Source organism: Flavobacterium ginsengiterrae (assembly GCF_039539785.1).
GTDB lineage: Bacteria > Bacteroidota > Bacteroidia > Flavobacteriales > Flavobacteriaceae > Flavobacterium > Flavobacterium ginsengiterrae.
Genome location: NZ_BAABDU010000002.1, coordinates 1 through 25,009, shown reverse-complemented (window position 1 = coordinate 25,009; position 25,009 = coordinate 1). Strand labels below are relative to the sequence as shown.

At 32.2% G+C, this 25,009-nt stretch carries 22 protein-coding genes and 2 tRNA genes; 7 read left to right on the top strand and 17 right to left on the bottom strand.

The genetic code is table 11. The features are described 5' to 3' along the window. Positions 1-117: 117 nt before the first annotated feature. Positions 118-996 (bottom strand): hypothetical protein, encoded by an 879-nt coding sequence (locus tag ABD859_RS00780; protein ID WP_345138905.1) that lies wholly within the window; start codon positions 994-996, stop codon positions 118-120. A gap of 193 nt (positions 997-1,189) precedes the next feature. Continuing rightward, positions 1,190-1,738, bottom strand: coding sequence for an NAD(P)H-dependent oxidoreductase (locus ABD859_RS00775; RefSeq protein WP_345138903.1), 549 nt, complete (start codon positions 1,736-1,738; stop codon positions 1,190-1,192). A 99-nt stretch (positions 1,739-1,837) separates the two neighbouring features. Here ABD859_RS00775 and ABD859_RS00770 point away from each other — a divergent pair, with 99 nt between their 5' ends. Continuing rightward, complete coding sequence (locus ABD859_RS00770; RefSeq protein WP_345138900.1) at positions 1,838-2,212, top strand: winged helix-turn-helix transcriptional regulator; 375 nt, start codon at positions 1,838-1,840, stop codon at positions 2,210-2,212. A 19-nt stretch (positions 2,213-2,231) separates the two neighbouring features. Here ABD859_RS00770 and ABD859_RS00765 read toward each other — a convergent pair whose 3' ends face one another. From ABD859_RS00765 to lon, 5 genes are all read right to left on the bottom strand, one after another. After that, the gene (locus ABD859_RS00765; RefSeq protein ID WP_345138897.1) at positions 2,232-2,978 is read right to left on the bottom strand and encodes a hypothetical protein; all 747 of its coding nucleotides are present in this window, start codon (positions 2,976-2,978) and stop codon (positions 2,232-2,234) included. A 96-nt stretch (positions 2,979-3,074) separates the two neighbouring features. Then, positions 3,075-4,451 (bottom strand): nucleoside permease, encoded by a 1,377-nt coding sequence (locus ABD859_RS00760; RefSeq protein ID WP_345138894.1) that lies wholly within the window; start codon positions 4,449-4,451, stop codon positions 3,075-3,077. Between the two features lie 69 nt (positions 4,452-4,520). Beyond that, complete coding sequence (gene cmk / locus ABD859_RS00755; RefSeq protein WP_345138891.1) at positions 4,521-5,213, bottom strand: (d)CMP kinase; 693 nt, start codon at positions 5,211-5,213, stop codon at positions 4,521-4,523. A gap of 182 nt (positions 5,214-5,395) precedes the next feature. Beyond that, on the bottom strand, positions 5,396-6,415 hold the full coding sequence (gene porQ, locus ABD859_RS00750) for a type IX secretion system protein PorQ (protein WP_345138889.1): 1,020 nt from the start codon (positions 6,413-6,415) through the stop codon (positions 5,396-5,398). Positions 6,416-6,608: 193 nt separating this feature from the next. After that, entirely contained in the window at positions 6,609-9,062 is a 2,454-nt protein-coding gene (lon, locus tag ABD859_RS00745) for an endopeptidase La (protein WP_345138888.1), read from the bottom strand. Positions 9,063-9,301: 239 nt separating this feature from the next. Here lon and ABD859_RS00740 point away from each other — a divergent pair, with 239 nt between their 5' ends. The 4 genes from ABD859_RS00740 to ABD859_RS00725 all read left to right on the top strand — a co-directional run bounded on the left by ABD859_RS00740 (position 9,302) and on the right by ABD859_RS00725 (position 12,261). After that, positions 9,302-9,868 carry an RNA polymerase sigma factor gene (locus ABD859_RS00740; RefSeq protein WP_345138885.1) on the top strand — a complete coding sequence of 189 codons (567 nt, stop codon included), beginning with the start codon at positions 9,302-9,304 and terminating at the stop codon, positions 9,866-9,868. Positions 9,869-9,939: 71 nt separating this feature from the next. Then, positions 9,940-10,476, top strand: a complete 537-nt coding sequence (locus ABD859_RS00735) for an anti-sigma factor (protein ID WP_345138883.1) — start codon at positions 9,940-9,942, stop codon at positions 10,474-10,476. Continuing rightward, positions 10,460-11,518 carry a DUF4097 family beta strand repeat-containing protein gene (locus ABD859_RS00730; protein ID WP_345138881.1) on the top strand — a complete coding sequence of 353 codons (1,059 nt, stop codon included), beginning with the start codon at positions 10,460-10,462 and terminating at the stop codon, positions 11,516-11,518. The genes ABD859_RS00735 and ABD859_RS00730 overlap by 17 nt, the downstream gene beginning before the upstream one ends. Positions 11,519-11,538: 20 nt before the next feature. After that, complete coding sequence (locus tag ABD859_RS00725; RefSeq protein ID WP_345138880.1) at positions 11,539-12,261, top strand: head GIN domain-containing protein; 723 nt, start codon at positions 11,539-11,541, stop codon at positions 12,259-12,261. A 94-nt stretch (positions 12,262-12,355) separates the two neighbouring features. On the opposite strand, the gene ABD859_RS00720 is transcribed toward ABD859_RS00725, so the two are convergent. The 6 genes from ABD859_RS00720 to ABD859_RS00695 form a co-directional block, all read right to left on the bottom strand. Beyond that, the gene (locus ABD859_RS00720) at positions 12,356-13,681 is read right to left on the bottom strand and encodes an MFS transporter (RefSeq protein WP_345138878.1); all 1,326 of its coding nucleotides are present in this window, start codon (positions 13,679-13,681) and stop codon (positions 12,356-12,358) included. Between the two features lie 151 nt (positions 13,682-13,832). Then, positions 13,833-14,642: a M48 family metallopeptidase gene (locus ABD859_RS00715; protein ID WP_345138876.1), complete on the bottom strand. Its 810-nt coding sequence runs from the start codon at positions 14,640-14,642 to the stop codon at positions 13,833-13,835. An 83-nt stretch (positions 14,643-14,725) separates the two neighbouring features. Further along, positions 14,726-17,125, bottom strand: coding sequence for a glycoside hydrolase family 31 protein (locus ABD859_RS00710; protein WP_345138874.1), 2,400 nt, complete (start codon positions 17,123-17,125; stop codon positions 14,726-14,728). Positions 17,126-17,328: 203 nt separating this feature from the next. Continuing rightward, positions 17,329-19,233: a 1,4-alpha-glucan branching protein GlgB gene (glgB, locus tag ABD859_RS00705; RefSeq protein WP_345138872.1), complete on the bottom strand. Its 1,905-nt coding sequence runs from the start codon at positions 19,231-19,233 to the stop codon at positions 17,329-17,331. Positions 19,234-19,285: 52 nt separating this feature from the next. Beyond that, positions 19,286-20,566 carry a glucose-1-phosphate adenylyltransferase gene (locus tag ABD859_RS00700; RefSeq protein WP_345138870.1) on the bottom strand — a complete coding sequence of 427 codons (1,281 nt, stop codon included), beginning with the start codon at positions 20,564-20,566 and terminating at the stop codon, positions 19,286-19,288. Continuing rightward, the gene (locus tag ABD859_RS00695) at positions 20,556-21,983 is read right to left on the bottom strand and encodes a glycogen synthase (protein ID WP_345138868.1); all 1,428 of its coding nucleotides are present in this window, start codon (positions 21,981-21,983) and stop codon (positions 20,556-20,558) included. Before ABD859_RS00695 ends, ABD859_RS00700 begins: the two co-directional genes overlap by 11 nt. Positions 21,984-22,098: 115 nt before the next feature. On the opposite strand from ABD859_RS00695, the gene ABD859_RS00690 reads away from it, so the two are divergent. Then, entirely contained in the window at positions 22,099-22,965 is an 867-nt protein-coding gene (locus ABD859_RS00690) for an alpha/beta hydrolase (RefSeq protein WP_345138866.1), read from the top strand. Between the two features lie 44 nt (positions 22,966-23,009). Further along, entirely contained in the window at positions 23,010-23,660 is a 651-nt protein-coding gene (locus tag ABD859_RS00685; protein ID WP_345138864.1) for an endonuclease III domain-containing protein, read from the top strand. On the opposite strand, the gene ABD859_RS00680 is transcribed toward ABD859_RS00685, so the two are convergent. From ABD859_RS00680 to ABD859_RS00665, 4 genes are all read right to left on the bottom strand, one after another. Next, on the bottom strand, positions 23,661-24,095 hold the full coding sequence (locus tag ABD859_RS00680) for a nuclear transport factor 2 family protein (RefSeq protein ID WP_345138862.1): 435 nt from the start codon (positions 24,093-24,095) through the stop codon (positions 23,661-23,663). It abuts the gene before it with no gap. 16 nt (positions 24,096-24,111) lie between these two features. After that, the gene (locus ABD859_RS00675) at positions 24,112-24,564 is read right to left on the bottom strand and encodes a DUF1569 domain-containing protein (RefSeq protein ID WP_345138860.1); all 453 of its coding nucleotides are present in this window, start codon (positions 24,562-24,564) and stop codon (positions 24,112-24,114) included. 153 nt (positions 24,565-24,717) lie between these two features. Beyond that, positions 24,718-24,803: transfer RNA gene (locus ABD859_RS00670), tRNA-Leu, on the bottom strand. Between the two features lie 6 nt (positions 24,804-24,809). Next, a tRNA-Phe gene (locus ABD859_RS00665) sits at positions 24,810-24,882 on the bottom strand. Between the last annotated feature and the right edge of the window lie 127 nt (positions 24,883-25,009).

The following is a 25,009-nucleotide window of genomic DNA, read 5'->3' as shown; positions in this document are numbered from 1 at the left end:
TAGAAAATACAGAAGTTGTTTTACATAAATGGTTGATACCTAAAGGAAACTCTTCTCTGCCAAAAGGTCTGCAAAAGTACTACAAATATTTGTAATTACAAACAGATAAGCAACTTATTATTTATCCAGTAATATTTTTGACAACTGAGCATTAACTGCAATATATTCTACAACCTGATCGGTATCAAATGTAATGTTGTCTTTATTATCCAGTTTTGATGTCTTATTTTCTATAGACAAATAACTGGTTCCTGATTTTGATTTATAGAGTGTAAATATACTGTGGCTGTCTTTCTTGCTGTCAACATCTTTACTTAATAATTCTAGATTATCACTATTACCTGTTAATATATCTGCTATTATCTGCTGTTTATTTTCAATAAAACCAAAAGCAGGCAGGATGATTTCGTCATACCATGAATTGGTAGATTCCGAAAAAGGTTTTTTAGCATCTAAATATGTTACAAACCCTGAAATCGCAACAACAATAACCAATTCTATTGCCCAAATCAGCCAGAGAAAAGCACCGCTTACCGTTGCTCCTCGAATACCCCACGTACCATATTCATTAACCTGAATGATATATTTAAAAACAACATCCGGCTGAAATATTAATGAAAAAACCTGTAAAAATTGAATATTGCTTACTGTAACTCCTATTCTGTTTGAACCATAACTTTTTCCCGCATTAATTACTAGGTCTATCCAGATTGCCCAATGTATGTATAATGCTAAAAAGGCGCCTAATAATCCAATAAAAAGTCCTAAAAGCGGATTTCTAACTTTTCCTTTTTTAATAACAAATACAGCAATTACAAATCCTACAAGAAATCCAAAGCCCATTGTAATAAAAAAGTTTATATAAACGAAAGGAATATACCATATACAGTAAGCGTAAATTAATCCAAGAATTGGAAATGCAGTAATACTAACTAACAAAAAGTATAAAATAAAAATTAATGAAAATCTGCCTGACGGTTTATAATATTTGTCCATAAAACAATATGGTTAAATGATTTACTAGTTTTTAATTAAATCGAAAATAGAACTTATTAAAAACTTTCTTACTAATATTTTGCAAGAATAATACTAAATTTTTAAATTTCAAAATCGATATAAACAAAAAAGCCCGACAGCTTTAAAATCTGCCGGGCTTATACTCCATTGTCTTTAACAAATTTATATATTTCTATAAATCTTGTTTTTGAACATATTCTAATAAATCCTTTGCATACAACCTCGCTCTATGTTTAACATCATCTTCTTTAAAACCGTCAACTGTTGAAGTCCCGTGAAAAAATCTAGGATTTAAAAACTCCATTTTGGCAAAATATGCTGTTTGCTCTACATTTTTAAAAAACTCAGATATTCTAAAATTATGTTTTCCATATGTTTTATAATCTGCTTCTACACCTCCAACAGTAATACTTACAAGTGCTTTTTTTCCTTTTAATTTATCACCTTTCGAGCCATAAGCAAATTGATATGTATAAACCATGTCAAACCACTGTTTTAGAATTGCCGGCATATTATACCAATATATTGGATATTGAAATATAATTACCTCATGGCGCAATAAAGCTTTTTGTTCTTCTGCTATATCAATCTTAAAATCTGGATATAAAGCTGCAATGTCTCTTACTTCTAATTTCATATCAGCTTTCTGCATTTCTTCAATAATTGTTCTGTTTGCAACTGAATTTTCTATTTGTGGATGCCCCAAAATTACTAATGCCATATTCGTTTTTTTTTATACTATATTTTTTATAGCATCAAAATTATATCTATATTGGTATTCTTACAATAACTATCTAATTGGATAGGCTAAAATAGTTTTATGGAAAGATTAGAATGTCAATCAGAATTGATTAAAGTTGATGGTAAAATTTACCCTTGCCCGCTTAGTTTGGTGATGGATTTAATAGGAGGTAAATGGAAAGCTGTTATTCTTTACTATTTAAAAAACGGTGACAAAAGATACAACGAACTCAGAAAAGAAATGCCAACGGTTACAGAGCGTACACTAAGTATACAGCTGAAACAACTTGAAGAAGATGGTATTGTTTTTAGAAAAGTTGAAGGTGAAAAACCGCCAATAAAAGTTACCTATGGCTTAACCAATTTTGGAAAAACCTTTTCAACTGTTCTTGATACAATTACCTTATTAGGAAATACAATAGTTTCTGAAAGAGGAGAATTTATTAATCGATAAAAAAATTAAACTCTTATTTTTAAAAGAAAACAACAAGCAATACAAAAACGGTAATTATAATAACCAGAGCTGTAATAAATCCAGCAGAATTAATATCTTCCGTTCTTTTCTCATATTCTATTGTATAATTATCTGGATTTATGTAATATAAACTAAAAGTTTTTGGATGAACTTTTAAATCTGGTCTAAAATGCGCCAAACCTAACAATAAACCTTTTGCCAATTCCAGCTTATTAGAATATATCATACTAAAAATATGGTTTCCAGAAAATGTTTCTTTGTGAGCTTCGACTTTGTTATTTACCAAAACAAACCAAAAAAATGCTTCATGCGTATATTTACCGCTTCCAACCATTTTTGAAAAAACGTCACAACTTAAAAGATCAGCATCTGAAGAAGTGCTTATTCCTGTTATTTTCCCATTAAAATCTTCGGCTTTTTGGAAATCGTTCCAGGAAATCGTTTTTATAACTTTATTATTAAACTTATTTATATAATGAATTCCACGATTATCTATAAAAGTTGTCGTATGTTTTATTGTTCTTTTTAAATAAACAACCTGTAAAATAATGGCCGGAAGAATTAGAAAAAAGCAAATAAAAAGAACACTTCCTTCAAGAGAAAGAAAAAATAATAAACAAAAAAATATCCCAAGAACTAAAAGCAGAGAAATTGACATTAATATCCCAAAACCATAGTTCAAGATTTTAGAAGGTTTTGATGTTACAGGTTCAAATGACGGAAGATTTGTTTTTTGTTTACTCATACATGGATTAAAACACTAAAATATTTAAAAAATTGTAAAACAAAAAATCCTACCTTCAAAACTGAAAATAGGATTATAAATATTTTAAAAAAGAAATTAATGACTCAAATTCTCAATTTCTTTTGGGTCGTGTTTGTGTTTAAACAAAACAGCAAAAGCAATTGCGATAATCAAAGCATAAGCTGCAAACGATAACCAGATTGTATGCCAATCTTTCATTAAAATAGGATTTGCAAAAACACCATCTGCAGAAACAGAATTCCCCTGACTTTTTACAAATTCCAGCATTTTTGAATTTGCAGCATCTGTTTGCAAAAATCCGGCTAATTCTGTTGAAGTATTAAAAGACTTTGTAAAGAAGCGGTCAATTGCCCATCCTGAAGTTAAACTTCCTAAAACTGCTCCTACTCCGTTTGTCATCATCATAAATAAACCTTGTGCCGAAGAACGAATTTTAGAATCGGTATTACTTTCTACAAATAATGAACCTGATATATTAAAGAAATCAAATGCCATTCCGTAAACAATACAAGAAAGAATAATCATCCATAAACCATTTACAGGATCTCCAAAAGCAAATAATCCGAAACGTAAAACCCAAGCCAGCATACTAATAAGCATAACTTGCTTGATCCCGAAACGTTTTAAGAAAAATGGAATTGCTAATATAAATAACGTCTCAGAAACCTGAGAAATAGACATAATAATTGTAGAATACTGAATTACAAAAGAATCTGCATATTTTGGAAAATGTTTAAATTCATCTAAGAACACATCACCATACGCATTTGTCAATTGTAGTGCACCGCCAAGAAACATTGAAAAAACAAAAAACAAAGCCATTTTGTAGTTCCCAAATAATTTAAAAGATTCTAAACCTAATGTTTCTGTCCAGGTTGCATTCTCTTTAATTAATCGCTGCGGCTCACATTTAGGAAGTGTAAAAGCATATAAACCTAAAATTAAAGCTCCCACTCCGGCAATATAAAACTGATATTCTGTTGCTTTACTGCCGCTTAAATTCGTAATCCACATCGCAACAATAAAACCAATTGTTCCCCAAACACGAATTGGCGGAAAATCTTTTACAATGTTTTTATTATTAAGTTTCAGTGAAGTATAAGAAATAGAATTACTTAAAGCAATTGTTGGCATATAACAGCACATTGCCAAAAGCATTACTGCAATAAAAGTGTCTGGTGTGGTAACTTGAGCAATTCCAAACAAAACTACAGCGTATAAAATATGAAGAACTCCATAAAGTTTTTCAGCATTTACCCATCTGTCGGCAATAATTCCGGTTAATGTAGGCATGAATAAAGAAGCAATTCCCATGGTTCCAAATACTAAACCAAATTGTGTTCCTTCCCAATTTTTGGTTCCAAACCAATAATTTCCAATTGTAATAAGCCAGGCTCCCCAAACAAAAAATTGAAGAAAGCTCATAAAGATTAACCTGTTTTTAATTCCCATATAATGAAATTGTCTTAAAAGTAAAAATGAAGCGGTAAAACTACCATTTAAAATGAAATCTACAAAAAATTATGCTGTTTTAACAACATCATTCACTAATTCTAAAACTGCTGCAAATTGTTCTTCCTTATTTAAGTAAGAATTATCGATCTCAATAGCATCATCAGCAATTACTAAAGGAGAATCTTCGCGGTGTGTATCTATATAATCTCTTTCGACTACGTTTTTTAAAACTTCTTCATAAGAAACATTATCGCCTTTTTGCTGTAATTCATCAAAACGTCTTTGTGCACGGGTTTCAGGACTCGCAGTCATAAATATTTTAAGCTCTGCATTTGGAAAAACCACTGTTCCAATATCGCGGCCATCCATAACAAGAGCTTTATTAGTTCCCATTTCCTGCTGCTGTTCAACAAGTTTCGCACGTACTTGTGAAACTTCAGCTACTTTACTAACAAAATTAGAAACCTCAATTGTTCTGATTTGTTTTTCAACATTTTCACCGTTTAAATACATTTCGGCAAATCCTAAATCACTATTAAATTTAAATTCCAATTGAATTTTTGGAAGAGATTCAATTAAAGCTTCTTTATTAAAAAAATCAGCTCCAATAAACCCATTCTGCATAGCAAAATATGCTACAGCGCGATACATCGCTCCCGTATCAACATATACATATTCGAGTTCTTTCGCTAATTGTTTTGCCAATGTGCTTTTTCCTGTTGATGAAAAGCCGTCGATGGCAATAGTAATCTTTTTCAATTGTATTTTTTTTAAATTTATTTTTAATTCTGCTGAGTGAAATTCTGATTAGATAAACTATCAAAACCAAATTTGATTACAACATCCGCACAAAACTATTGCAAATGTAACCATCTTTATTTTTAAATAAGATTGAAAATTTTCAAACTTTTTGTTATAAAAGTCTTTTGTTATTCTATAAATTACTGAAAATTTAAAACGAGCCCAAAAAAACTTGTGTTTGCTGCCAATGTATATCGTGAATATGAATAATTAAATTTTAACTTATTCATTCTTAAGCCAAAACCTAATGAAACTCCAGAAAAATTACGCTGCTCATCAACTCGTAATTCTTCTCCTCTTCTAAAATTATATCCTAAACGTATATTGAAGGCTCTTTGCGGAAAAAGCTCGGCACCAAGTACAACATGACGAAGTGCATTATTAAAAAAAGATACTTTTTCATTACTTGTTGTTCCGTCTATATTGGTTTCACCACGTACAGGATTTGAAAAAGCAATATTCCATTGCTGTAGATTTTCTAATGTTAAATGCCAGCGAAGTGGTACGTGTTCTAATTGCTGCGAAATTCCAGCTGTGATTTCAAAAGGTAAATTCTCTTTAATCCCAGAATAGGTTTTAAATTGCGTTCCTATGTTTCTAAATACCAGCGCATAATTTATATCATTTATTGGATCGACATATAACAAACCTACATCGACTGCTGCCCCAAAAGAATTGTAACTTTCTAAAGTAGATGTTATCAGTTTACCATTTACACCTATATGAAGATCAGTAAAAGGAACATTATATGCATATCCCAAAGACAATGCGCCTTCACTTCCTGTAAAATCTGAGGTTTTTTGGCCATTTTCATCATAACCTTCAAATGATCCGTAATTTATATAATTAACGCCAGCATAAAAGGTTTGCACATGGCGATCGTATGTATAAGCATACGAAGCAGTTCCATACGAAGCTTCTCCGTAATAATTACCATAATTTAGAGCCAGACGATTATCCATATCCTCATTTAGGGCTGCAGGATTAGACATTGCCTGATTGACATCTTCATCATAAATCGTAATTATTTTTCCGCCAAGTGCTGCCTGTCGCGGATTGGTCGTTAAATTAAGAAATTGATAGGTGTAGCGCCCCCCAATCTGCCCGAAAGAAACCGAACAAATTAGTATCATTAAAAATAAAACAGGGCGTTTTAGCATTTGTTTTGTGGCGTTCCTTTGTGGAAATAACGCAGATGCAAATATAAAATTATATAAAGGAAAAATAAGTGTAAAATAACTTTCAATGAAAAAAATCCAAATTCTAATAATTTTGAACAAATTCCAATAAAAAAAAATCCAAATCCCAATCGTAAAATTGGAATTTGGAATTTAATTTTTTGAATTTGAAATTTTATTTCAACGTTTTTGCATTCTTAACATTTTGATCTGTTAATGCTATTGCAAGAACTTCGCTCATTTCTTTTACGTAATGAAAACTAAGACCTTCTAAATATTCTGCTTTAATTTCATCGATATCGCTTTTGTTTTCGTGGCAAAGAATAATCTCTTTAATACCAGCTCTTTTTGCTGCCAGGATTTTTTCTTTAATACCGCCAACAGGCAATACTTTGCCGCGTAATGTGATTTCTCCGGTCATAGCAAGACTTTTCTTTACTTTCTTTTGTGTTAATAATGAAACTAAAGAAGTAAGCATTGCAATACCTGCGCTAGGTCCGTCTTTTGGCGTTGCTCCTTCCGGAACGTGCAGGTGAATATTGTATTTTTGGAATAATTCAATACCTAAACCTAATTTCTTCGCATTTGCTTTAATATACTCAAGAGCAATTGTAGCCGACTCTTTCATTACATTTCCAAGATTTCCAGTGATCGTTAAAGCACCTTTTCCTTCAGAAATTAATGATTCTATAAACAAAATATCACCGCCAACGCTTGTCCAGGCTAAACCTGTAACTACCCCGGCAACATCATTATTTTCATATTTATCGCGTTCTAATCTTGGAACTCCTAAAACTTTTACGATATCTTCGTCTGTAACTTTTTTATTGTACTCCTCTTCCATCGCAACCGCTTTTGCTGCATTACGAATTACCTGAGCAATTTTTGTTTCTAAATTACGAACTCCAGATTCTCTAGTATATCCTTCAACAATTTTTTCTAATTGTTTTTTACCAATTGTCAGATCTTTTGCCGTTAAACCGTGTGCTTCTAATTGTTTTGGAAAAAGATGTCTTTTTGCAATCTCTACTTTTTCTTCAATAGTATAACCTGACATTTTGATAACTTCCATTCTGTCACGCAAAGCAGGCTGAATCGCTGCCATATTATTTGAAGTCGCGATAAACATTACTTTAGATAAATCATATCCCATTTCAAGGAAATTATCATAAAAAGCATTGTTTTGCTCCGGATCTAAAACCTCTAATAATGCAGATGAAGGGTCACCGCTGTTGCCGCTTGATAACTTATCAATTTCATCTAAAATAAAAACCGGATTTGAAGTTCCTGCTTTTTTCAAGCTTTGAATAATTCTTCCCGGCATGGCTCCAATGTACGTTTTTCTATGTCCGCGAATTTCAGCTTCATCACGTAAACCACCTAGAGAAATACGCACATATTCACGTCCAAGAGCTTCTGCTACAGAACGCCCAATAGAAGTTTTACCAACTCCCGGAGGCCCTGTTAAACATATAATTGGCGACTTCATATCATTTCGCAATTTTAAAACTGCCAAATGTTCAATCATTCTTTTCTTTACTTCGTCTAGACCAAAATGATCTTTGTCCAGAACTTTTTGAGCGTATTTTAGATCAAATTTATCTTTTGAATATTCGCCCCAAGGCAATTCTAAAAATAACTCTAAATAGTTACGCTGAATTCCAAAATCTGGCGACTGAGGATTCATACGACGCATTTTAGATAATTCTTTCTCGAAATGTTTCTGCGTTTTTTCGTCCCATTTTTTAGTTTTAGCCTTCTGCCCCATTTCGTCCATTTCCTCTTCCTGCGAAACGCCTCCCAATTCTTCCTGAATGGTTTTCATTTGCTGATGAAGGAAATATTCTCTTTGCTGCTGATCTAAATCAAATCGTACTTTTGACTGAATATCGTTCTTCAATTCTAATTTTTGAAGTTCTACATTCATGTAACGTAAAGTCTCTAAAGCACGCTCTTTTAAACCATTTATCGATAAAAGTCCTTGTTTCTCTTTTACAGATAAATTCATGTTTGAAGAAACAAAATTGATTAAAAACGATTGGCTTTCAATGTTTTTAATAGCAAATGTTGCTTCAGAAGGAATGTTTGGACTTTCTTTTATAATTTGAATTGCCAGTTCTTTAACTGAATCTAAAATAGCAGTAAATTCGCTATCATTTTCATCTGGACGTTCTTCTGATACTTCTTTAATAGAAGCTGTCATGTATGGCTCTTCTGAAACTACTTCGTCTATTTCAAAACGTTTTTTTCCTTGTAAAATAACGGTTACGTTTCCGTCAGGCATTTTTAAAACACGCAAAATACGCGCTACAGTACCTATTTTGTGAATATCATCTTTTGAAGGATCTTCATCTTCTTCATTAATCTGAGAAACTACACCAATAATTTTTCCGCCTGCATTGGCATCATTAATTAGTTTTATTGATTTGTCTCTTCCCGCAGAAATTGGAATTACAACTCCCGGAAACAAAACGGTATTTCGTAAAGGCAGAATTGGCAGAGAAACAGGAAGTTCTTCATTATTCATTTCCTCTTCGTCTTCTGGAGTTAATAATGGAATTAATTCTGCTTCTGAATCAAATTCCTGAAGTGACAGATTGTCAATAGTAAGTATTTTATGATTTGACATAATAATATATAAGTCGTTTTGTCATTAAAATTTTAAACCTATCTGCAAACATTTTATAAAATGACTTAATTTCTATTAAGTATTGCATTTACAAGATAGGTGGTAAAAATAGACAATCATTATGCCAAATACAATCTCAAGTGGTATTTTCATTAATTTTAAAAAAAATAAAAAAAATTCATTCAAACTGTAACATCTTAAAAAAAGCAAAGTCATTATAATAAACCAGCAAAAATTACTTGAGTATAACTAATCAAAATATCGAAGAATTAATCGCACTTTGTAAAAGTAAGAACCAAAAGGCTCAATTCGAAGTTTACAATCGTTATTGTAAAGCTATGTATAACGTGGCTTACAGGATTGTAAAAGACGAGCATTTTGCACAAGACGTCATGCAGGAGGGCTTTTTAAAAGCTTTTACAAAAATTAACGATTACAAACAGGAAGTCGCTTTTGGGGCATGGCTTAAAAGAATCATTATTAATTCCAGTATTGATTTTTACAAAAAAAACAATGCTTTCCAGATGGAAGACCTGAATAAAACGCTTTATAAAATTGAAGAAAACGATTCTATTTTATCTGAAAGCATAGATCTGAATTCGCTAAAAGTGAAACAGGTTTTAGACACTATTTCTGGCTTAAAAGACAATTACAGAATGGTTTTAACGCTCTTTTACATTGAAGGTTACGATCAGGAAGAAATCTGCGAAATATTAAATATAAGCTATGCCAACTGCAGAACCACTCTAAGCCGCGCAAAAGAAAGTTTACGAAAAAAATTAGAAGATATTGAAATCTCCACCTAAAAAAGCTGGTTACAATACACGCCAATTAAAAAGAAAACAATATCACTTCTAAAAAAATAAATTTTGGATATATGAAAAAGGAAAATGACGAATTAGATCAATTATTTAACAAGTTTGAAAATCAATGGGATATTCATGAGATGAATCCGGATCATCAAATTGATTTCTTAAATAAATTAAACGAAAAAACACCAAGAAAAAAGAATTATGCCGGCTGGGCCATTGCTGCTTCTATAGCACTGCTGCTGGGTGTATCTCTATTTTACAATAATAACGAGAAACCTAAGGAATTTAAATTTGCCTCAAAAGAAACCAAACGTACGGATTCTATCTTTAATATTTTGATTGAAAATGAGCTGGTTAAACTAAAAGAAAAAAATTCTCCTGAAAATGAACAAATCATTAACGACGCTTTAAAACAAATGAAAGTTTTTGATGCTGATTATGAAAAAATCATCAAAGAAGTTCAGAAAAACGGAGAAAACAAACAAATTATTTACGCAATGATAAGCAACCTGCAAACGAGAATTTCATTTTTGCAGACAGTATTACAGCGCATTGAAGAAAACGAAAATCTAAAAAACACAACTCATGAAAAAACATTATAACATATTAATCTTATTGCTTTTGATTCCTTTTTTAGGGTTTTCAAATGACGACAGCTATATCTCAAAACAAAAAACAATTAAAAAAACATACATAGTAAATTCTAACGCAGGAATTGATATCGATAACAAATATGGCAATATTACTGTAAATACATGGGATGAAGACAAAATAGATCTTGATATTGTAATTAAAGTTAACGGTCCTAACGAAAACTGGGTAAACGAAAAACTAAACAGTATCGATATAAATATTACAGCCCTTAAAAGCCTTGTAAGCGCCGTAACCTCAATAGGTAATTCGAGTGTAAAAAGTAAAGGCAGCAACAATAGTTTCGAAATTAACTATGTAATCAAAATTCCTAAAAATGGTGGTATTAAACTGGTAAATAAGTACGGAAATATTTCTGTTCCGGTTGCCGAGGCTTCAACAAATATAAACTGTAAATATGGTAAAGTAACTTTAGGAAAACTTAACGGGTCTAATAATCAGGTTGAAATTGCTTACTGCCAAAACTCAACTATAGATTACATACAAAGTGGAAACATTGACGCCAGATATTCCGGCCTGAAAATTAATGATTCTGGAAATATAAATCTGGATGCAAATTATACCGACGTAAATTTAAATGACGGTCAAAACATTAAATACAACTGCAACTACGGCACTTTTAAATTTCAAAAAATTAACTCCTTAAATGGTTCTGGAAATTATTTAACGGTAAATATTGGCGAAATCTCCAGTAACTTATCTTTTGATACAAATTACAGCAGAATTAGTGTTGACAACATGAATGAAAAAGCAGGAAACGTAACGATTAATTCTGGATATACAGATGTTTCTATTGGCTATGCTCCTAATTATGCTTTTGATTTTGATATTTCCGGCAGATATACAAACATTAAACACGATAATTCTTTAGATATTTCGGTTTCTGAAGTAAAAAGCAACAATAAAAGAATAAGTGGTTTCTATAAGAAAAAAGGACAAAATAAAGTCAATATTACGTCGACTTATGGAAATGTTTCACTAGTTAAAAATTAATCATCTAAAAAATCAAAACAATGAAAAAGTCAATTTTACTTTTAGCCTTGAGCGTATTTCTTATTACAGCAAATTCTAATGCTCAAAAGAAAATAAACGGAAACGGCAAAATTATTACTGAAACCAGAAATACCGGAGATTATGACGGTATACGAATCTCAGGTTCCTTTGATGTAGATTTGGTTTCTGGAAAAGAAGGAAAAATTAGTATTAAAGGAGAAGAAAATTTACTGTCTTCAATTAAAGTTGAAGTTGAAGGAAATGAATTAAAAGTGTATGTTGAAAAAGGCATTCAAATTCGTACAAGTTCAGGTAAAAAAATTGAAATAACAGTTCCATTTGAAAAAATTTCGGCTGTTACTTTATCGGGTTCAGGCGATGTTCGAACTAAAAATAAAATCAACAGCGATGCTTTTTCTGCTAAATTATCAGGATCAGGAAATTTTGATTTAGATGTTGATTCTAGAAATTTTGATCTTGCTTTAAGCGGTTCCGGAGGTATTGTTTTAAAAGGAAAAACAGATTCTTTCACGAGTAAAACATCGGGTTCTGGAAATGTAAATGCTTCTAATTTAAAATCAAAAGCAGCAGATATTACTGTTTCTGGTTCTGGGAATAATATAGTAAACTGCGAGGGAAGTTTAACCGGAAGAGTTTCTGGTTCTGGGAATATTAAATATTTAGGAAACCCTGAAAAACGAGATGTAAAGGTTTCTGGTTCAGGACAAATTTATAAAGGTTGATTATTTAAATAAAATATCACGAATTACAAAAACTATCATCAATCAAATAATTTCGTGCAATTCGTGATATTGGTTGTTAAGAAAGACGTTTCTATTAATTTGAAACGTCTTTTTTATGTACTCTTCTTAAAAGGAAAATAGCGGTAACGAAGAAAATTCCCAGAATTACAATAGCAGCACGAGGACTTCCTGTAATTTGATCGATAATTCCATAAACACACATTCCTATTACAATTCCTATTTTTTCTGCTACATCATAAAAACTAAAGAACGATGCAGTATCTTCTGTTTCAGGTAATAATTTTGAATATGTGGAACGAGATAATGCCTGAATTCCTCCCATTACAAATCCGGCAACTGTAGCCATAACATAAAAATGCATTGGCAGTGTAATAAAAAATGCAAGTGCACAAAATACAGCCCAAATTGCATTTATAAAAATTAAAGTTGGAACGTTGCCAAATTTTTCTGAAGCTCTTGAAGTTAAAACAGCACCAACGACTGCGACTAATTGAATTATTAAAATACAAACAATTAATCCAATTGTACTTTGTTCTTTAGTTTCCCATTGAATTTCCTGTGCACCAAAATAAGTTGCTACAAGCATTACAGTTTGTACAGCCATACTTGAAACAAAAAAACCTCCTAAATAACGTTTTAAAGGAATATTCTCTTTTAATAAAGCCCAAACCTTTTTTAGTTCTTTAAAACCATTAAAGACAACAGATTTTGTCAGTTTTTGTCCAGTTTCCTTGCTCCCTTTTGGTAAATAGTAATACGTATACTGGCTGAATAAAATCCACCAAACTCCCACCATTACAAACGAATAGCGCATTGCTTTCATAGCAGCTTCACCATCTGTTCCTGAAATTCCAAAAAGTTTTGGTTTCATAATCATGGCTAAATTGATAATAAGTAAAATGACGCTTCCTATATATCCTAAAGAATATCCTTTGGCACTAATTCTATCCTGCTGCTCTTCAAATGCAATATCCGGAAGATAAGAATTATAAAAAACCAAACTTCCCCAATAACCTAATAATCCAAGGAAATAAAACAGTAGTCCAACGTAAATATTATCTAAATCAAACCAGTATAATCCCATGCAGGACAAAGCTCCCACATAGCAGAAAAACTTCATAAAGGATTTTTTGTTTCCAACATAATCAGCAATTCCAGAAAGTAATGGAGAAATAAACGAAACTACCATAAAAGCAAAAGCGGTAATAAAACTTATTAATGCCGAGTTTTTAAGATGCATTCCAAAAACATCTATATAATGATCGCGGTCGCTGAATAAAGCTTCATAAAAAATTGGAAATACTGCCGATGCAATAGTCAGTGTGTAAACTGAATTTGCCCAATCGTAAAATGCCCAGGCATTTAAAAGTTTCTTATCTCCTTTTTGTAGGTTTTTCATAGAAATGATTTTGTTAACAGGCTACGAATTTATCTATTTTTTATGATAATCAAACAGAAATTATTTAATTGCTACATTATTAAATTATAAACTTCTTCAAAACAAAAAAGCTATTCAAAAATGAATAGCTTTTAAATCTTTTAATGTAGTCTTATTTTATAGTTCCCACTTTAAGTGCGATTGCCTTAGCTTCAGGAATTAAAGCTTTTATATTAGCAATTCTGGTAGCGTCTGAAGGGTGAGTACTCATGAATTCAGGTGTTCCGGACCCGCCTGATTTAGCAGCCATTCTGCTCCAAAATGATACTGCATCTTCTGGATTATAGCCTGCAATTGCCATTAAGGTCAAGCCAATTTTATCAGCTTCCGTTTCGTTGCTGCGACTAAATGGCAGCATTACTCCCACTTCTGTTCCCATTCCGTAAGCCTGAGAAAATATCGCCTGCGTTTGTGCTGATTTACTGCTTGTTGCAGCATCCAGAACCGCTCCTCCAATTTGTTGCAGCTGTGCCGCACTCATTCTTTGTGCACCATGGTTTGCTAATGCGTGCGAAACTTCGTGTCCCATTACCGTTGCCAGACCAGATTCATTTTGAGTTACAGGAAGAATTCCAGAATAAACGACAATTTTTCCTCCTGGCAGACACCAAGCATTAACCTCTTTATTCTCAACCAATTTATATTCCCAACGATAATCTTTTAGATACTGTGATTGTCCTAAATAGGTTAAATATTTTTCGGCTGCTAATTTAATCTTATAACCCACATTTTCGACAAGTTTCGCATCTGATGTTCCGGTAACAACTTTATTCTCGGACAAAAAAGTACTGTACTGCTGAAATGAAGTTGGAAACAATTCACTATTTGAAACAAAATTCAAGTTTTGTTTTCCTGTAATTGGGTTTGTTGCACAGGATAAAACAAGACTGCAGAAAATCCCTAAAAACAAATATTTTTTCATAATTCGTGCTATTTTCAAACAAAAATACAATTATTAAAATTTAATTTTTTACAGAATTTAACAAAAAAATATCAGAATTATATTTATTCTCCCACAATATGAAGTTCACTAAACTCTTTATCAATTAGTAAGAATTTGTTTTCTTCAAAATTTATTTTATCAAAATCAATTTTTTCGTTGTCAATTTCAATTTCCGAAACCTTAAATGGCAATCCAATTAAATTGATTTTATACTTGCTGTATGGTGTTTCGTATTTTCCTTCTTTGTGAAGCTGAACAATTAATTCTTTTTCTTTTCCAATTGTTCTTAAAGATAAATAACTGTAACGTCCTTTTTTATAATCGTAACCATCCTGAGCGTCTTCATAAACTGCGGACTGTTCTTTTCCATTTTTGAAATAAATATCTAGAGTTAATTCATCAAATTCTAATTCGCCAACATATTGCTGCACGGGATATTTTGGTATAACAGCGCCTGCTTTTACAAAAACAGGAATTTCATCAAATTTAGTATCAATCCATATTTCTCTTCCACCAATAAATAATTCATTGGTCCAGTAGTTATACCACTCACCTCTTGGTATATACATACGTCTGCCTACAGCATTAGGTTCAAGGATTGGGCATACTAAAATTTGGTTTCCAAAGATAAATTCATCGTTTCTGTAATGCGTCTGCGTATCATCCTGATCGTAATACACAAGAGGTTTTAGCATTGGGATTCCTTCTTCAATATATTGCCAGAACATGGTGTACAAATAAGGCAGTAATTGATAACGCAGGCTGACAAATTTTCGGGTAATATTAATTACTTCTTCGTCAAAAGCCCATGGCTCCTGATTTCCGTGATCTCCGGAAGAATGCGTTCTGCAGAAAGGATGAAAAACACCTAATTGAATCCATCTTGCGTACAATTCTCCAGTTGGCTGTTCTGCAAATCCGCCAATATCAGATCCTGTAAATCCCATTCCTGAAATTGACATTCGCTGTACTTGGATATTCGCAATCCATAAATGTTCCCAAGTTGCCACATTATCTCCTGTCCATGACGATGTATAACGCTGTGCACCTGAATATGCCGATCTTGTAATTACAAACGGACGTTTTGGATACGCAAATCGTTTTACTCCATGATAAGTTGCTCTTGCCATTTGTGTTCCATAAATATTATGCGCTTTTCTGTGGCTGCAAGGATTTCCGTCGTAAACATGACGAACATCCATTGGAAAAGTTTTATTAGGAACTTCCATAACAGCAGGTTCGTTCATATCATTCCAAACACCTTTTACACCAATATCTGCAACTAATTCTTTAAATAAACCAGCCCACCATTCTCTTACTACGGGATTTGTATAATCAGGAAAATTACATTCTCCCGGCCATACTTTACCTTTCATATAAGGACCGTCGGCTCTTTTGCAGAAATAATCTTTTTCGAGAGCTTCTTTATAAACCCAGTAATCTTTATCGATTTTAATTCCCGGATCGATAATTACAACCGTTTTAAATCCGTCTTCGGCTAATTCTGCCACCATTTTTTTTGGATCTGGAAAGTAGTTTTTATTCCATGTAAAACATCGAAATCCTTCCATATAATCAATATCGAGATAAATGGCATCACACGGAATTTGAAGTTCTCTGAATTTTGATGTGATTTCTTTTACTTTGCTTTCCGGATAATAACTCCATTTACATTGGTGATATCCTAAAACCCAAAGCGGCGGTAATTCTGGTTTTCCGGTTAAATCAGTATAATTTGTAACAACATCCTGCATTTGCGGACCGTAAATAAAATAATAATTCATTTCTCCGCCTTCTGCCCAAAAACTGGTTACGTTTCTTCTTTCCTGACAAAAATCAAAGAAAGTTCTAAAAGTATTGTCAAAGAAAATACCGTAGGATTGTTTATTATGAAGACCAATATAAAACGGAACAACTTTGTATAATGGTTCCTGATCTTTTTGATATGCATATTGATCTGTGGCAAAATTTTCTACTCTTTTGCCTTTTAAATTCATTTGGGTTGCTTTATCTCCTAAACCATAGTAACATTCTCCATCTTTAGAAAATTTACTCATTTTTACGATATTCCCGCCGTACTCATAGCTTTCTTCCCAGTGAAAACCAAGTTCATCTTCAAGAATCAGGAAATCATTTAAATCGTAAACTGCCAGACGAAGATCTGCTTTTTGAATTTTGCATTTTACTTTACTGGTCCTGATTTGAAAAAAAGTTTCTTCTTCTGTAACTTCCAGAAAATTATAACCATGCAGCTGCGTTTTATCAATAGCGTATGAAAAATCATTGCTAAAATAGCCTTTTGTTGTAAAGCGAAATCGAATTAAACTGTCTCTAAGAATTGTGACTTTTAAAATAACTTTGTTATCTGTATTAAAAAAAACCGAATCGCCTTCGTGTTCGTAAGACACAATTTTGGAAGGATATAAATCGCCTTTGTACTCTAATGATGTGTTTGTAATCATATCGCCAATGAATTAATTATAACAATAATCGCTATTTCAAACATACAAAAAAAGTTAGTAAAGCCCTATGAATAAAAGGTTTATTAACGAAAACGTTTTTTCTGGCTTAGAATTAAATTATCGTTCTAAAAATCGAAAAATCGATAATTTAAGAACGATAAAATGACAAAATAATACTTCTAAAAATGATTGTAAGATTTTTTCTAAGCGAAAGAATATACTGTTACACTTAATGGCGGTAAAATAAGTTCTATAGAAAATTCTCTGCCGTCATAAGGTGTAGATTCTATTTTTAATGTATTAGAATTTCCTACACCGCTTCCGCCATAAACTGAAGCATCACTATTAAAAATTTCTTGTAATTTCCCTTTTTTAGGAATTCCAATTCTATATTTTTCACGAACTACTTGTGTAAAATTGCATACTACAATAACATCTTGGTCAGGATTATTTCCTTTTCGAATGTATGACATAACTGCGTTTTGGTGATCAGAATAGTTAATCCATTCAAATCCTTCTCCAGAAAATTGTTTTTCATACAAAGCCGGCTGCGACTTATATAATTGATTAAGATCTGTAATTAATTGTTTTATTCCTGAATGAAAATCATATTGCAGTAAATGCCAGTCTAGACTTTGTTCAAAATTCCATTCAGATGTTTGTCCAAATTCAGCTCCCATAAATAAAAGTTTTGTTCCCGGATGCGTAAACATATAGCCATACAATAATCTCAAATTGGCAAAACGCTGCCATTCGTCGCCAGGCATTTTGTAAATAAGTGATTTTTTACCATAAACCACTTCGTCATGCGAAAACGGAAGCATGAAATTCTCTGTAAAAGCATATGTCATCGAAAATGTCAGTTCATTTTGATGATATTTTCTATAAACCGTTTCTTTTTGAAAATATTTTAAAGTATCGTGCATCCAGCCCATCATCCATTTCATTCCAAAACCTAAGCCTCCTATAGAAGTTGGTCTTGAAACCATAGGAAACGATGTGCTTTCTTCTGCAATGGTTTGAATTCCATTAAAATTAGAATAAATTACTTCATTAAATTCTTTAAGAAAACTTATACTGTCAAGATTTTCTCTTCCGCCAAAAATATTAGCTTCCCACTCACCATCTTTTCTTGAATAATCAAGGTATAACATTGAAGCTACAGCATCGACTCTTAATCCGTCAATATGATAATTTTGAAGCCAAAATACCGCATTGCTGATTAAAAAAGCACGTACTTCATTTCTTCCATAATTAAAAACTAAACTTTTCCAATCCGGATGATAACCTTTTCTTCTATCTGGATGTTCATATAAATGCGAACCGTCGAAAAAACCCAGACCGTGAGCATCATCAGGAAAATGCGACGGAACCCAATCCAGAATTACACCAATTCCTTCCTGATGCAGTTTATCTACCAGAAGCATAAAATCCTGTGGTTTGCCAAAACGAGAAGTGGGTGCAAAATATCCTGTTAATTGATATCCCCAGGATGGATCATACGGATATTCCATAACCGGCATGAACTCAACATGTGTAAAACCGGTTTCTTTTATATATTTTACCAATTCATCGGCCAAATCTAAATAACTTAAAAATTTGTTATGATCGCCTCTTCTCCATGAACCTAAATGCACTTCGTAAACTGAATACGGTTTATCCAGAGCATTATATTGCTCACGATGCTGCATCCAGTTTTCATCTTTCCAGTTGTAATCTAAATCCCAGACTACAGAAGCTGTATGAGGCGGTTTTTCACAGTATAAAGCAAAAGGATCTGCTTTTTCTGTAATGACACCATTTATGCTGGATTCAATTTTATACTTATATAGAGAACCTTTTGAAATATCCGGAATAAATCCTTCCCAAATTCCCGAAGAATCCCAGCGTACATTTAAGTTATGTTCTTTATGTGTCCAGTAATTAAAATCACCAACAACCGAAACCGATTTTGCTGTAGGCGCCCAAACCGCAAAATAAACACCTTTTACTCCATTTACTTCAATTAAATGTGCTCCTAATTTTTCATATAATCTGAAGTGTTTTCCGGCTTTAAATAAATCTATATCAAAATCGGTAAAAAGAGAATGTGCAATTACTTTATTCATATTTGGTTTTTAAGGCAATATTGGAATTTTTATATTAAATTTTTTTCAAAAATTATTCTATTCTAAAGTTATCTGAAAGCGTAACACCTTTTTTAATAACGACAATTCCATCTTTAATGCTGTATAATTCATTAGTAAAATTATCAAGATGCTTTCCGCCGCTAATATGGACATTGTTTCCAATTCGCACATTTTTATCAATTAAAGCATTTTTAATAAAACAGTTTTCACCAATTCCTACGTGAATTTTATTAATACTGCTTTCATGGTTCAATTCATCAAGATCCTGATAAAAATCGTTACCCATAACATAGCAGTTTTCCAAAACTGTTCCTTCGCCTATTCTGGAACGGATTCCAATAACAGAACTTTTTATTTCTTTAGCATTAATAATACATCCTTCGGAAATCAAAGATTGGTTAATAATTGAGTTTCTAAATTTTGAAGGAGGAAGTAATCTTGGTCTTGTGAAAATTTTATTTTCATTATCAAACAAATTAAACTCTGGTATATCAGCAGTTAAACCTATATTGGCTTCAAAAAAGGATTCAATATTTCCAATATCTGTCCAGTAACCTTCATATTGATAACTTACAATTTTGTGTTTTCCAACAGCCTGCGGAATAATTTCTTTTCCAAAATCTTTTGTTTCAGGGTTTGACATTAATTCCTCAAGTAATGATTTATTAAAAATATAAATCCCCATTGAGGCAAGATATTTTTTACCTTTTTCCTTCATTTGTTCGCTCACATCAGATTCCCATTCCGGCAGTAAAGATGCGTCTGGTTTTTCAATAAAGGCCTCAATGACACTCTCGTGATTGGTTTTTAAAATCCCGAATTCTGGAGCATCTTTAGCATTAACCGGTAATGTGGCTATAGAAATTTCGGCATCGGCAGCTATATGCGCTTCCAGCATTTCGTTAAAATCCATTTGATACAATTGATCGCCCGAAAGAATTAAAGCGTGATCAAAATCGTGTTTTAAAAAGTGCGACATACATTGTCTTACAGCATCTGCAGTACCTTGAAACCAAGTTGGATTATCTGGAGTTTGTTCTGCTGCCAGAATATCTACAAATGACTGGCTGAAAATACTAAAATTAAAAGTATTCTTAATATGAGCATTTAAAGACGCCGAATTAAATTGTGTTAAAACAAATATTTTAAAAATATCAGAATTGATACAATTAGAAATTGGAATGTCTACCAAACGGTATTTTCCACCAATAGGAACCGCCGGTTTTGACCTTGTTTCTGTTAATGGGAATAAACGTGATCCCTGTCCTCCTCCTAAAATAATAGCAACTACATTTTTCTTTTTAAATTTCATTTTTCTCAATTATTAGGTTGTATATTTCGATATATTCTTGGCATACTCGCTCCCAGGAATGATCTGCAGTCATTCCTCTTTGGACTACTTTATTGAAATTTATTTTATCGGCAAACAGCTTTAAACCACGATTTATAGAATAGCAAATATCGCCTACTGAAGCCTGATCATGACAGATTCCGTTTCCATCATCACCAAAATCAATAACAGTATCTCTTAAACCTCCTGTCCTTCTTACCACAGGAATAGTTCCATAACGCATAGCATACATCTGGTTTAATCCGCATGGCTCCACTCTAGAAGGCATTAAAATGTAATCAGAACCAGCATAAATTAGATGTGCCAAATCTTCATTATAACCTATAAATACGTTATAATTTCCTTTGTAATCAGTACGAAGCTGTATTAATTGTGATTCAATTTCAGGCTTTCCTGAGCCCAGAATCAAGATATTTAAATTCTCAAAATTTTCAGATAATGCTAAAGCTGTAGCCTGAGGCAGTAAATCCCCTCCTTTTTCATCAAACAAACGTCCAATAAAACTAAATAAAGGTTTTGAAGGATCAAGTTCAAACTGCTCGCATAATTTTTCTTTATTTTTTTGTTTTCCAGCTTCAAAGTCATTTATAGAATAATTTTCAGCTATCATTGAATCTTTTAACGGATTCCAGACTTCAAAATCAATTCCGTTTAAAATGCCTTTTGATTTATTTCGAACGGAATTAAATAACCCTTCAAGTCCGTTTGCTGCATAATTAATTTCATTTAAATAACTCGGAGAAACTGTAGTTACTGCATCAGCACATTTAATTCCAACAGCTAGTGAATTAATGCAATTGTTCCATTCTAAAAAGCCAACATGTTTTAAATCAAACTCTGGAAGATAGTATAACTTATCAAAGCCAAACCAACCTTGATACAAACCGTTATGAATGGTGATAACCGTTTTTACATCTTTTAAATTCTCATATTTATAAGCAAATTGAAGCAAAAACGGAATTAATCCTGTATGATGATCATGACAGTTTATAACATCCGGAACTTTATTTCGCGCAATAATCCAATCTAAAACGGCAATTTGAAAAGCTACAAATCTCTCGATATCATCCTCATATCCATATATATTAGGACGATTAAACAATTCATTAATTTCTATGAGATACAATTCGTATCCCAATTTGTTTGTAGACTCTTTAAGAACATTAAAAGGGAAATTAAAATTTCCAAGTTTGACAGTTCCCCAATGCACACATTCAAAAATATTTTCATTTTTAAATTTGGTATCGTAACAAGGAACAACAACCCTTGTGTTGTGTCCTGCATTGGTTTGATATTTTGGTAATGCGCCTACAACATCGGCCAGACCGCCAACTTTAGCCATAGGATAACATTCTGCACTAATATGAAATATTTCCATTTCAGAATTAATTTGCGATTATTTTTATAAAACAATCATTAATATGCTACTTTTATCTTTTTTAAATTTAGCAAAAAAATAGGCAAACTTCTGCTCTGAAATACGTTTTATCGAAATGGCAAAAAAGGTAACTAATCCTACTAAATCATTAAAAATTCCACAGATTATTATAATATCTGCGAAAATTTGCGCATTTGTGTCTATTAAACTGGCTGTAAAATTTGCTGCAAGAATATTTACAACGCCCATAAAACATAAAGTTCCTAAGCGTGAGTTCGAAATGGATCTCAAAAGCACACAAAAAAAAATTACCGTCCCCGTTATCAATAAGGATATAGTAACATATCACTACGGCCAAAGTGAGCGCAAAATATTATTAGTACACGGCTGGTCTGGACGTGGAACTCAATTATTTAAGATTGCCGAAGAACTTATTCAAAACGGTTATTCAACTATTAGTTTTGATGCTCCTGCTCACGGAAAATCGGAAGGGACAACCACAATAATGTCTGAATTTATTGCTTCAATATTAGAAATTGAAAAACAATTTGGCCCTTTTGAAATTGCAATTGGTCATTCTCTGGGCGGAATGTCAGTTTTAAATGCTGTTAAAGACGGCTTAAACGTTAATAAAGCCATTATAATAGGCAGCGGAGATATTGTTCAGGATATTCTTGATGAATTTATTTCAAAGCTAAAGCTGAAAAATGAATTTAGTGATCGTTTACGCCTATATTTTGAAGATAAGTACCAATTAAAAATGGATGATTTTTCAGCTTACAAGGCTGCGCAGAAAATTGAAATACCAGTTTTAGTTATCCATGATAACGATGATCCCGAGGTATCCGTTAAAGCTGGAAAACATATTCATCAAAATCTCATAAATGGTTTCTTATTTTTAACTGATGGATTGGGCCACAGAAAAATACTTGGAAATCAAAATGTTATAAAAAAGATTCTTGAATTCATTAAAATCAATTAACTTTATAAGTAACAATTTCAATATTAACAATAAAGAGAATAAAAATGGATTTATTTGGAGAAACATCAGATTGGGAAACTAAATTAAAACCCATTTTAAAAAAGTATAAAAACAAAAAACATCCTTTAGATTACCAAAATACTTATCAGTTATTAGTCATGGTTGTTTTGTCTGCACAAGATTCAGATGCAAATATTAATTCTATAGCACCTGCACTATTTGAAAAATTTCCTACTCTTAAAAGTCTATCGAAAACTGATACTGAAACTTTTATACCTTATATAAGCAAAGTTCGAAATCACGGAACCAAAGCAAATTGGCTTTTGGAAATTGCAAAAGACATTCAAGAAGATAAAAATATTCCTCTGACTATGTCAGGATTAACCGCATTGAAAGGTATTGGAAGAAAATCTGCAAACGTAATTTTAAGAGAAACAAATCAGCCAGCCGAAGGAATTATAGCTGATTTACATGTGATAAGAGTTGCACCGCGAATTGGAATAATAAAAGAATCAAAAGATGGCAACAAAGTAGAAAAAGATTTGATGCAGGCACTGCCTAAAAATATTTGGGGTGAAATTGGAATGGCAATTTCATTTCTGGGTCGCGAAACATGCAGACCTAAACCTAAATGTCCGGAATGTCTTTTAACGGACATCTGTTTATATTATAATACAGAAATACTTAAAAACTAATTATTTTCTTCTTGTGTCAATTAAATAAATAATTTTCCAGGAATCCTTTTCTTTAAATAATGTAAAAGTATTCACGCCCGAATGACTGAGCTTTTCATTTAAATAAAATTCATATGGTGCCCAAACGTGAGCCATTGAGCCATCAATTTGAATATTATAACTCAATATTTTCTCCTGAAATTTTAAAGTAGAAGGAATTGAGACGATAGATTTATAAAATTCTCCAGCGCTTTCTCCGTTTAATTTATTTCCTTTTACAGAATTCTCGTTGATTGATTGCAGGATAATCTTATCAGAACAAACTGATTTTATTTTTACTGAATCTCTTTGATGAAATCCTTCAAAAAAAATTTCAATACTTTTTTGAACTTCTTGTTTTTGTGCATGAGCTGTTAGTGATAAAAAAGCTAAACATAAAATAATATATATTCTCATATCCAAAATCTTTTAATTAAACTCCAAATTGTGTTAAATGATGATCTAAATGTTTAGCAAACATATTATTCCATTCTTTAGAAGTTAATTTGCCAAATGAAAGAGATTCTTTACCCTCAAATTCATTCTCTCCCAAGCTCTGCGTTTTATCAATATAGTTAATGAGTCTATTTTTCTCAAGATCAAAATTTTTATCTCCTTTTATAATAAATTGTGGAGCTGTTTTGATATTTTTAGCATACGGAGTATCGCCAACAACAGCTTTTTTAGCTAATGCTTTTAGAAGAAATCTCACAAAAACATTTGGTTTTGCATGAATGTTATCATATGCCATTTCATATGTCACATTACAATGAGCCAGCATTTGATCAACAGACATTTTGCCCCAAACTGGCTGAGAATCATTTTTCAACTGATTAATACGTTTTATAAATTCGTCACAATCCTCTCTTTTAAAAACATTTTGCATAATCGAAATAATATAAATGACACAATAAGGTAAAAATATAAAATTTGCTTCAAAATTATTTTAATAAATACAATTTTACATTACTAAAAAGAAAAAAGTTCAGTTTATTCCAAAAAAAAACTTCAATCAGCAAAAGCCAATTGAAGTTTTTAGTACTCAGAGCGGGACTTGAACCCGCACGAACATTGCTGTTCACTGGATTTTAAGTCCAGCGTGTCTACCAATTTCACCATCCGAGCATTATGTGGTACCTCCAGGGATCGAACCAGGGACACATGGATTTTCAGTCCATTGCTCTACCATCTGAGCTAAGGTACCTTTTTACTTTAAAAGTAAAAGTTAGAATAAAAAACCCCGTTAAATAAAACAGGGTTTTTAAAAAGAAAGGCGACGACATACTCTCCCACAATACTGCAGTACCATCTGCGCAGGCGGGCTTAACTTC

Excerpts from the sequence above, each read along its gene's own strand:
- ABD859_RS00780 (WP_345138905.1), bottom strand. The coding sequence starts at position 996 with ATGGACAAATATTATAAACCGTCAGGCAGATTTTCATTAATTTTTATT.
- ABD859_RS00775 (WP_345138903.1), bottom strand. The coding sequence starts at position 1,738 with ATGGCATTAGTAATTTTGGGGCATCCACAAATAGAAAATTCAGTTGCA.
- ABD859_RS00770 (WP_345138900.1), top strand. The coding sequence starts at position 1,838 with ATGGAAAGATTAGAATGTCAATCAGAATTGATTAAAGTTGATGGTAAA.
- ABD859_RS00765 (WP_345138897.1), bottom strand. The coding sequence starts at position 2,978 with ATGAGTAAACAAAAAACAAATCTTCCGTCATTTGAACCTGTAACATCA.
- ABD859_RS00760 (WP_345138894.1), bottom strand. The coding sequence starts at position 4,451 with ATGGGAATTAAAAACAGGTTAATCTTTATGAGCTTTCTTCAATTTTTT.
- porQ (WP_345138889.1), bottom strand. The coding sequence starts at position 6,415 with ATGCTAAAACGCCCTGTTTTATTTTTAATGATACTAATTTGTTCGGTT.
- lon (WP_345138888.1), bottom strand. The coding sequence starts at position 9,062 with ATGTCAAATCATAAAATACTTACTATTGACAATCTGTCACTTCAGGAA.
- ABD859_RS00735 (WP_345138883.1), top strand. The coding sequence starts at position 9,940 with ATGAAAAAGGAAAATGACGAATTAGATCAATTATTTAACAAGTTTGAA.
- ABD859_RS00730 (WP_345138881.1), top strand. The coding sequence starts at position 10,460 with ATGAAAAAACATTATAACATATTAATCTTATTGCTTTTGATTCCTTTT.
- ABD859_RS00725 (WP_345138880.1), top strand. The coding sequence starts at position 11,539 with ATGAAAAAGTCAATTTTACTTTTAGCCTTGAGCGTATTTCTTATTACA.
- ABD859_RS00720 (WP_345138878.1), bottom strand. The coding sequence starts at position 13,681 with ATGAAAAACCTACAAAAAGGAGATAAGAAACTTTTAAATGCCTGGGCA.
- ABD859_RS00715 (WP_345138876.1), bottom strand. The coding sequence starts at position 14,642 with ATGAAAAAATATTTGTTTTTAGGGATTTTCTGCAGTCTTGTTTTATCC.
- ABD859_RS00710 (WP_345138874.1), bottom strand. The coding sequence starts at position 17,125 with ATGATTACAAACACATCATTAGAGTACAAAGGCGATTTATATCCTTCC.
- glgB (WP_345138872.1), bottom strand. The coding sequence starts at position 19,233 with ATGAATAAAGTAATTGCACATTCTCTTTTTACCGATTTTGATATAGAT.
- ABD859_RS00700 (WP_345138870.1), bottom strand. The coding sequence starts at position 20,566 with ATGAAATTTAAAAAGAAAAATGTAGTTGCTATTATTTTAGGAGGAGGA.
- ABD859_RS00695 (WP_345138868.1), bottom strand. The coding sequence starts at position 21,983 with ATGGAAATATTTCATATTAGTGCAGAATGTTATCCTATGGCTAAAGTT.
- ABD859_RS00690 (WP_345138866.1), top strand. The coding sequence starts at position 22,099 with ATGGCAAAAAAGGTAACTAATCCTACTAAATCATTAAAAATTCCACAG.
- ABD859_RS00685 (WP_345138864.1), top strand. The coding sequence starts at position 23,010 with ATGGATTTATTTGGAGAAACATCAGATTGGGAAACTAAATTAAAACCC.
- ABD859_RS00680 (WP_345138862.1), bottom strand. The coding sequence starts at position 24,095 with ATGAGAATATATATTATTTTATGTTTAGCTTTTTTATCACTAACAGCT.
- ABD859_RS00675 (WP_345138860.1), bottom strand. The coding sequence starts at position 24,564 with ATGCAAAATGTTTTTAAAAGAGAGGATTGTGACGAATTTATAAAACGT.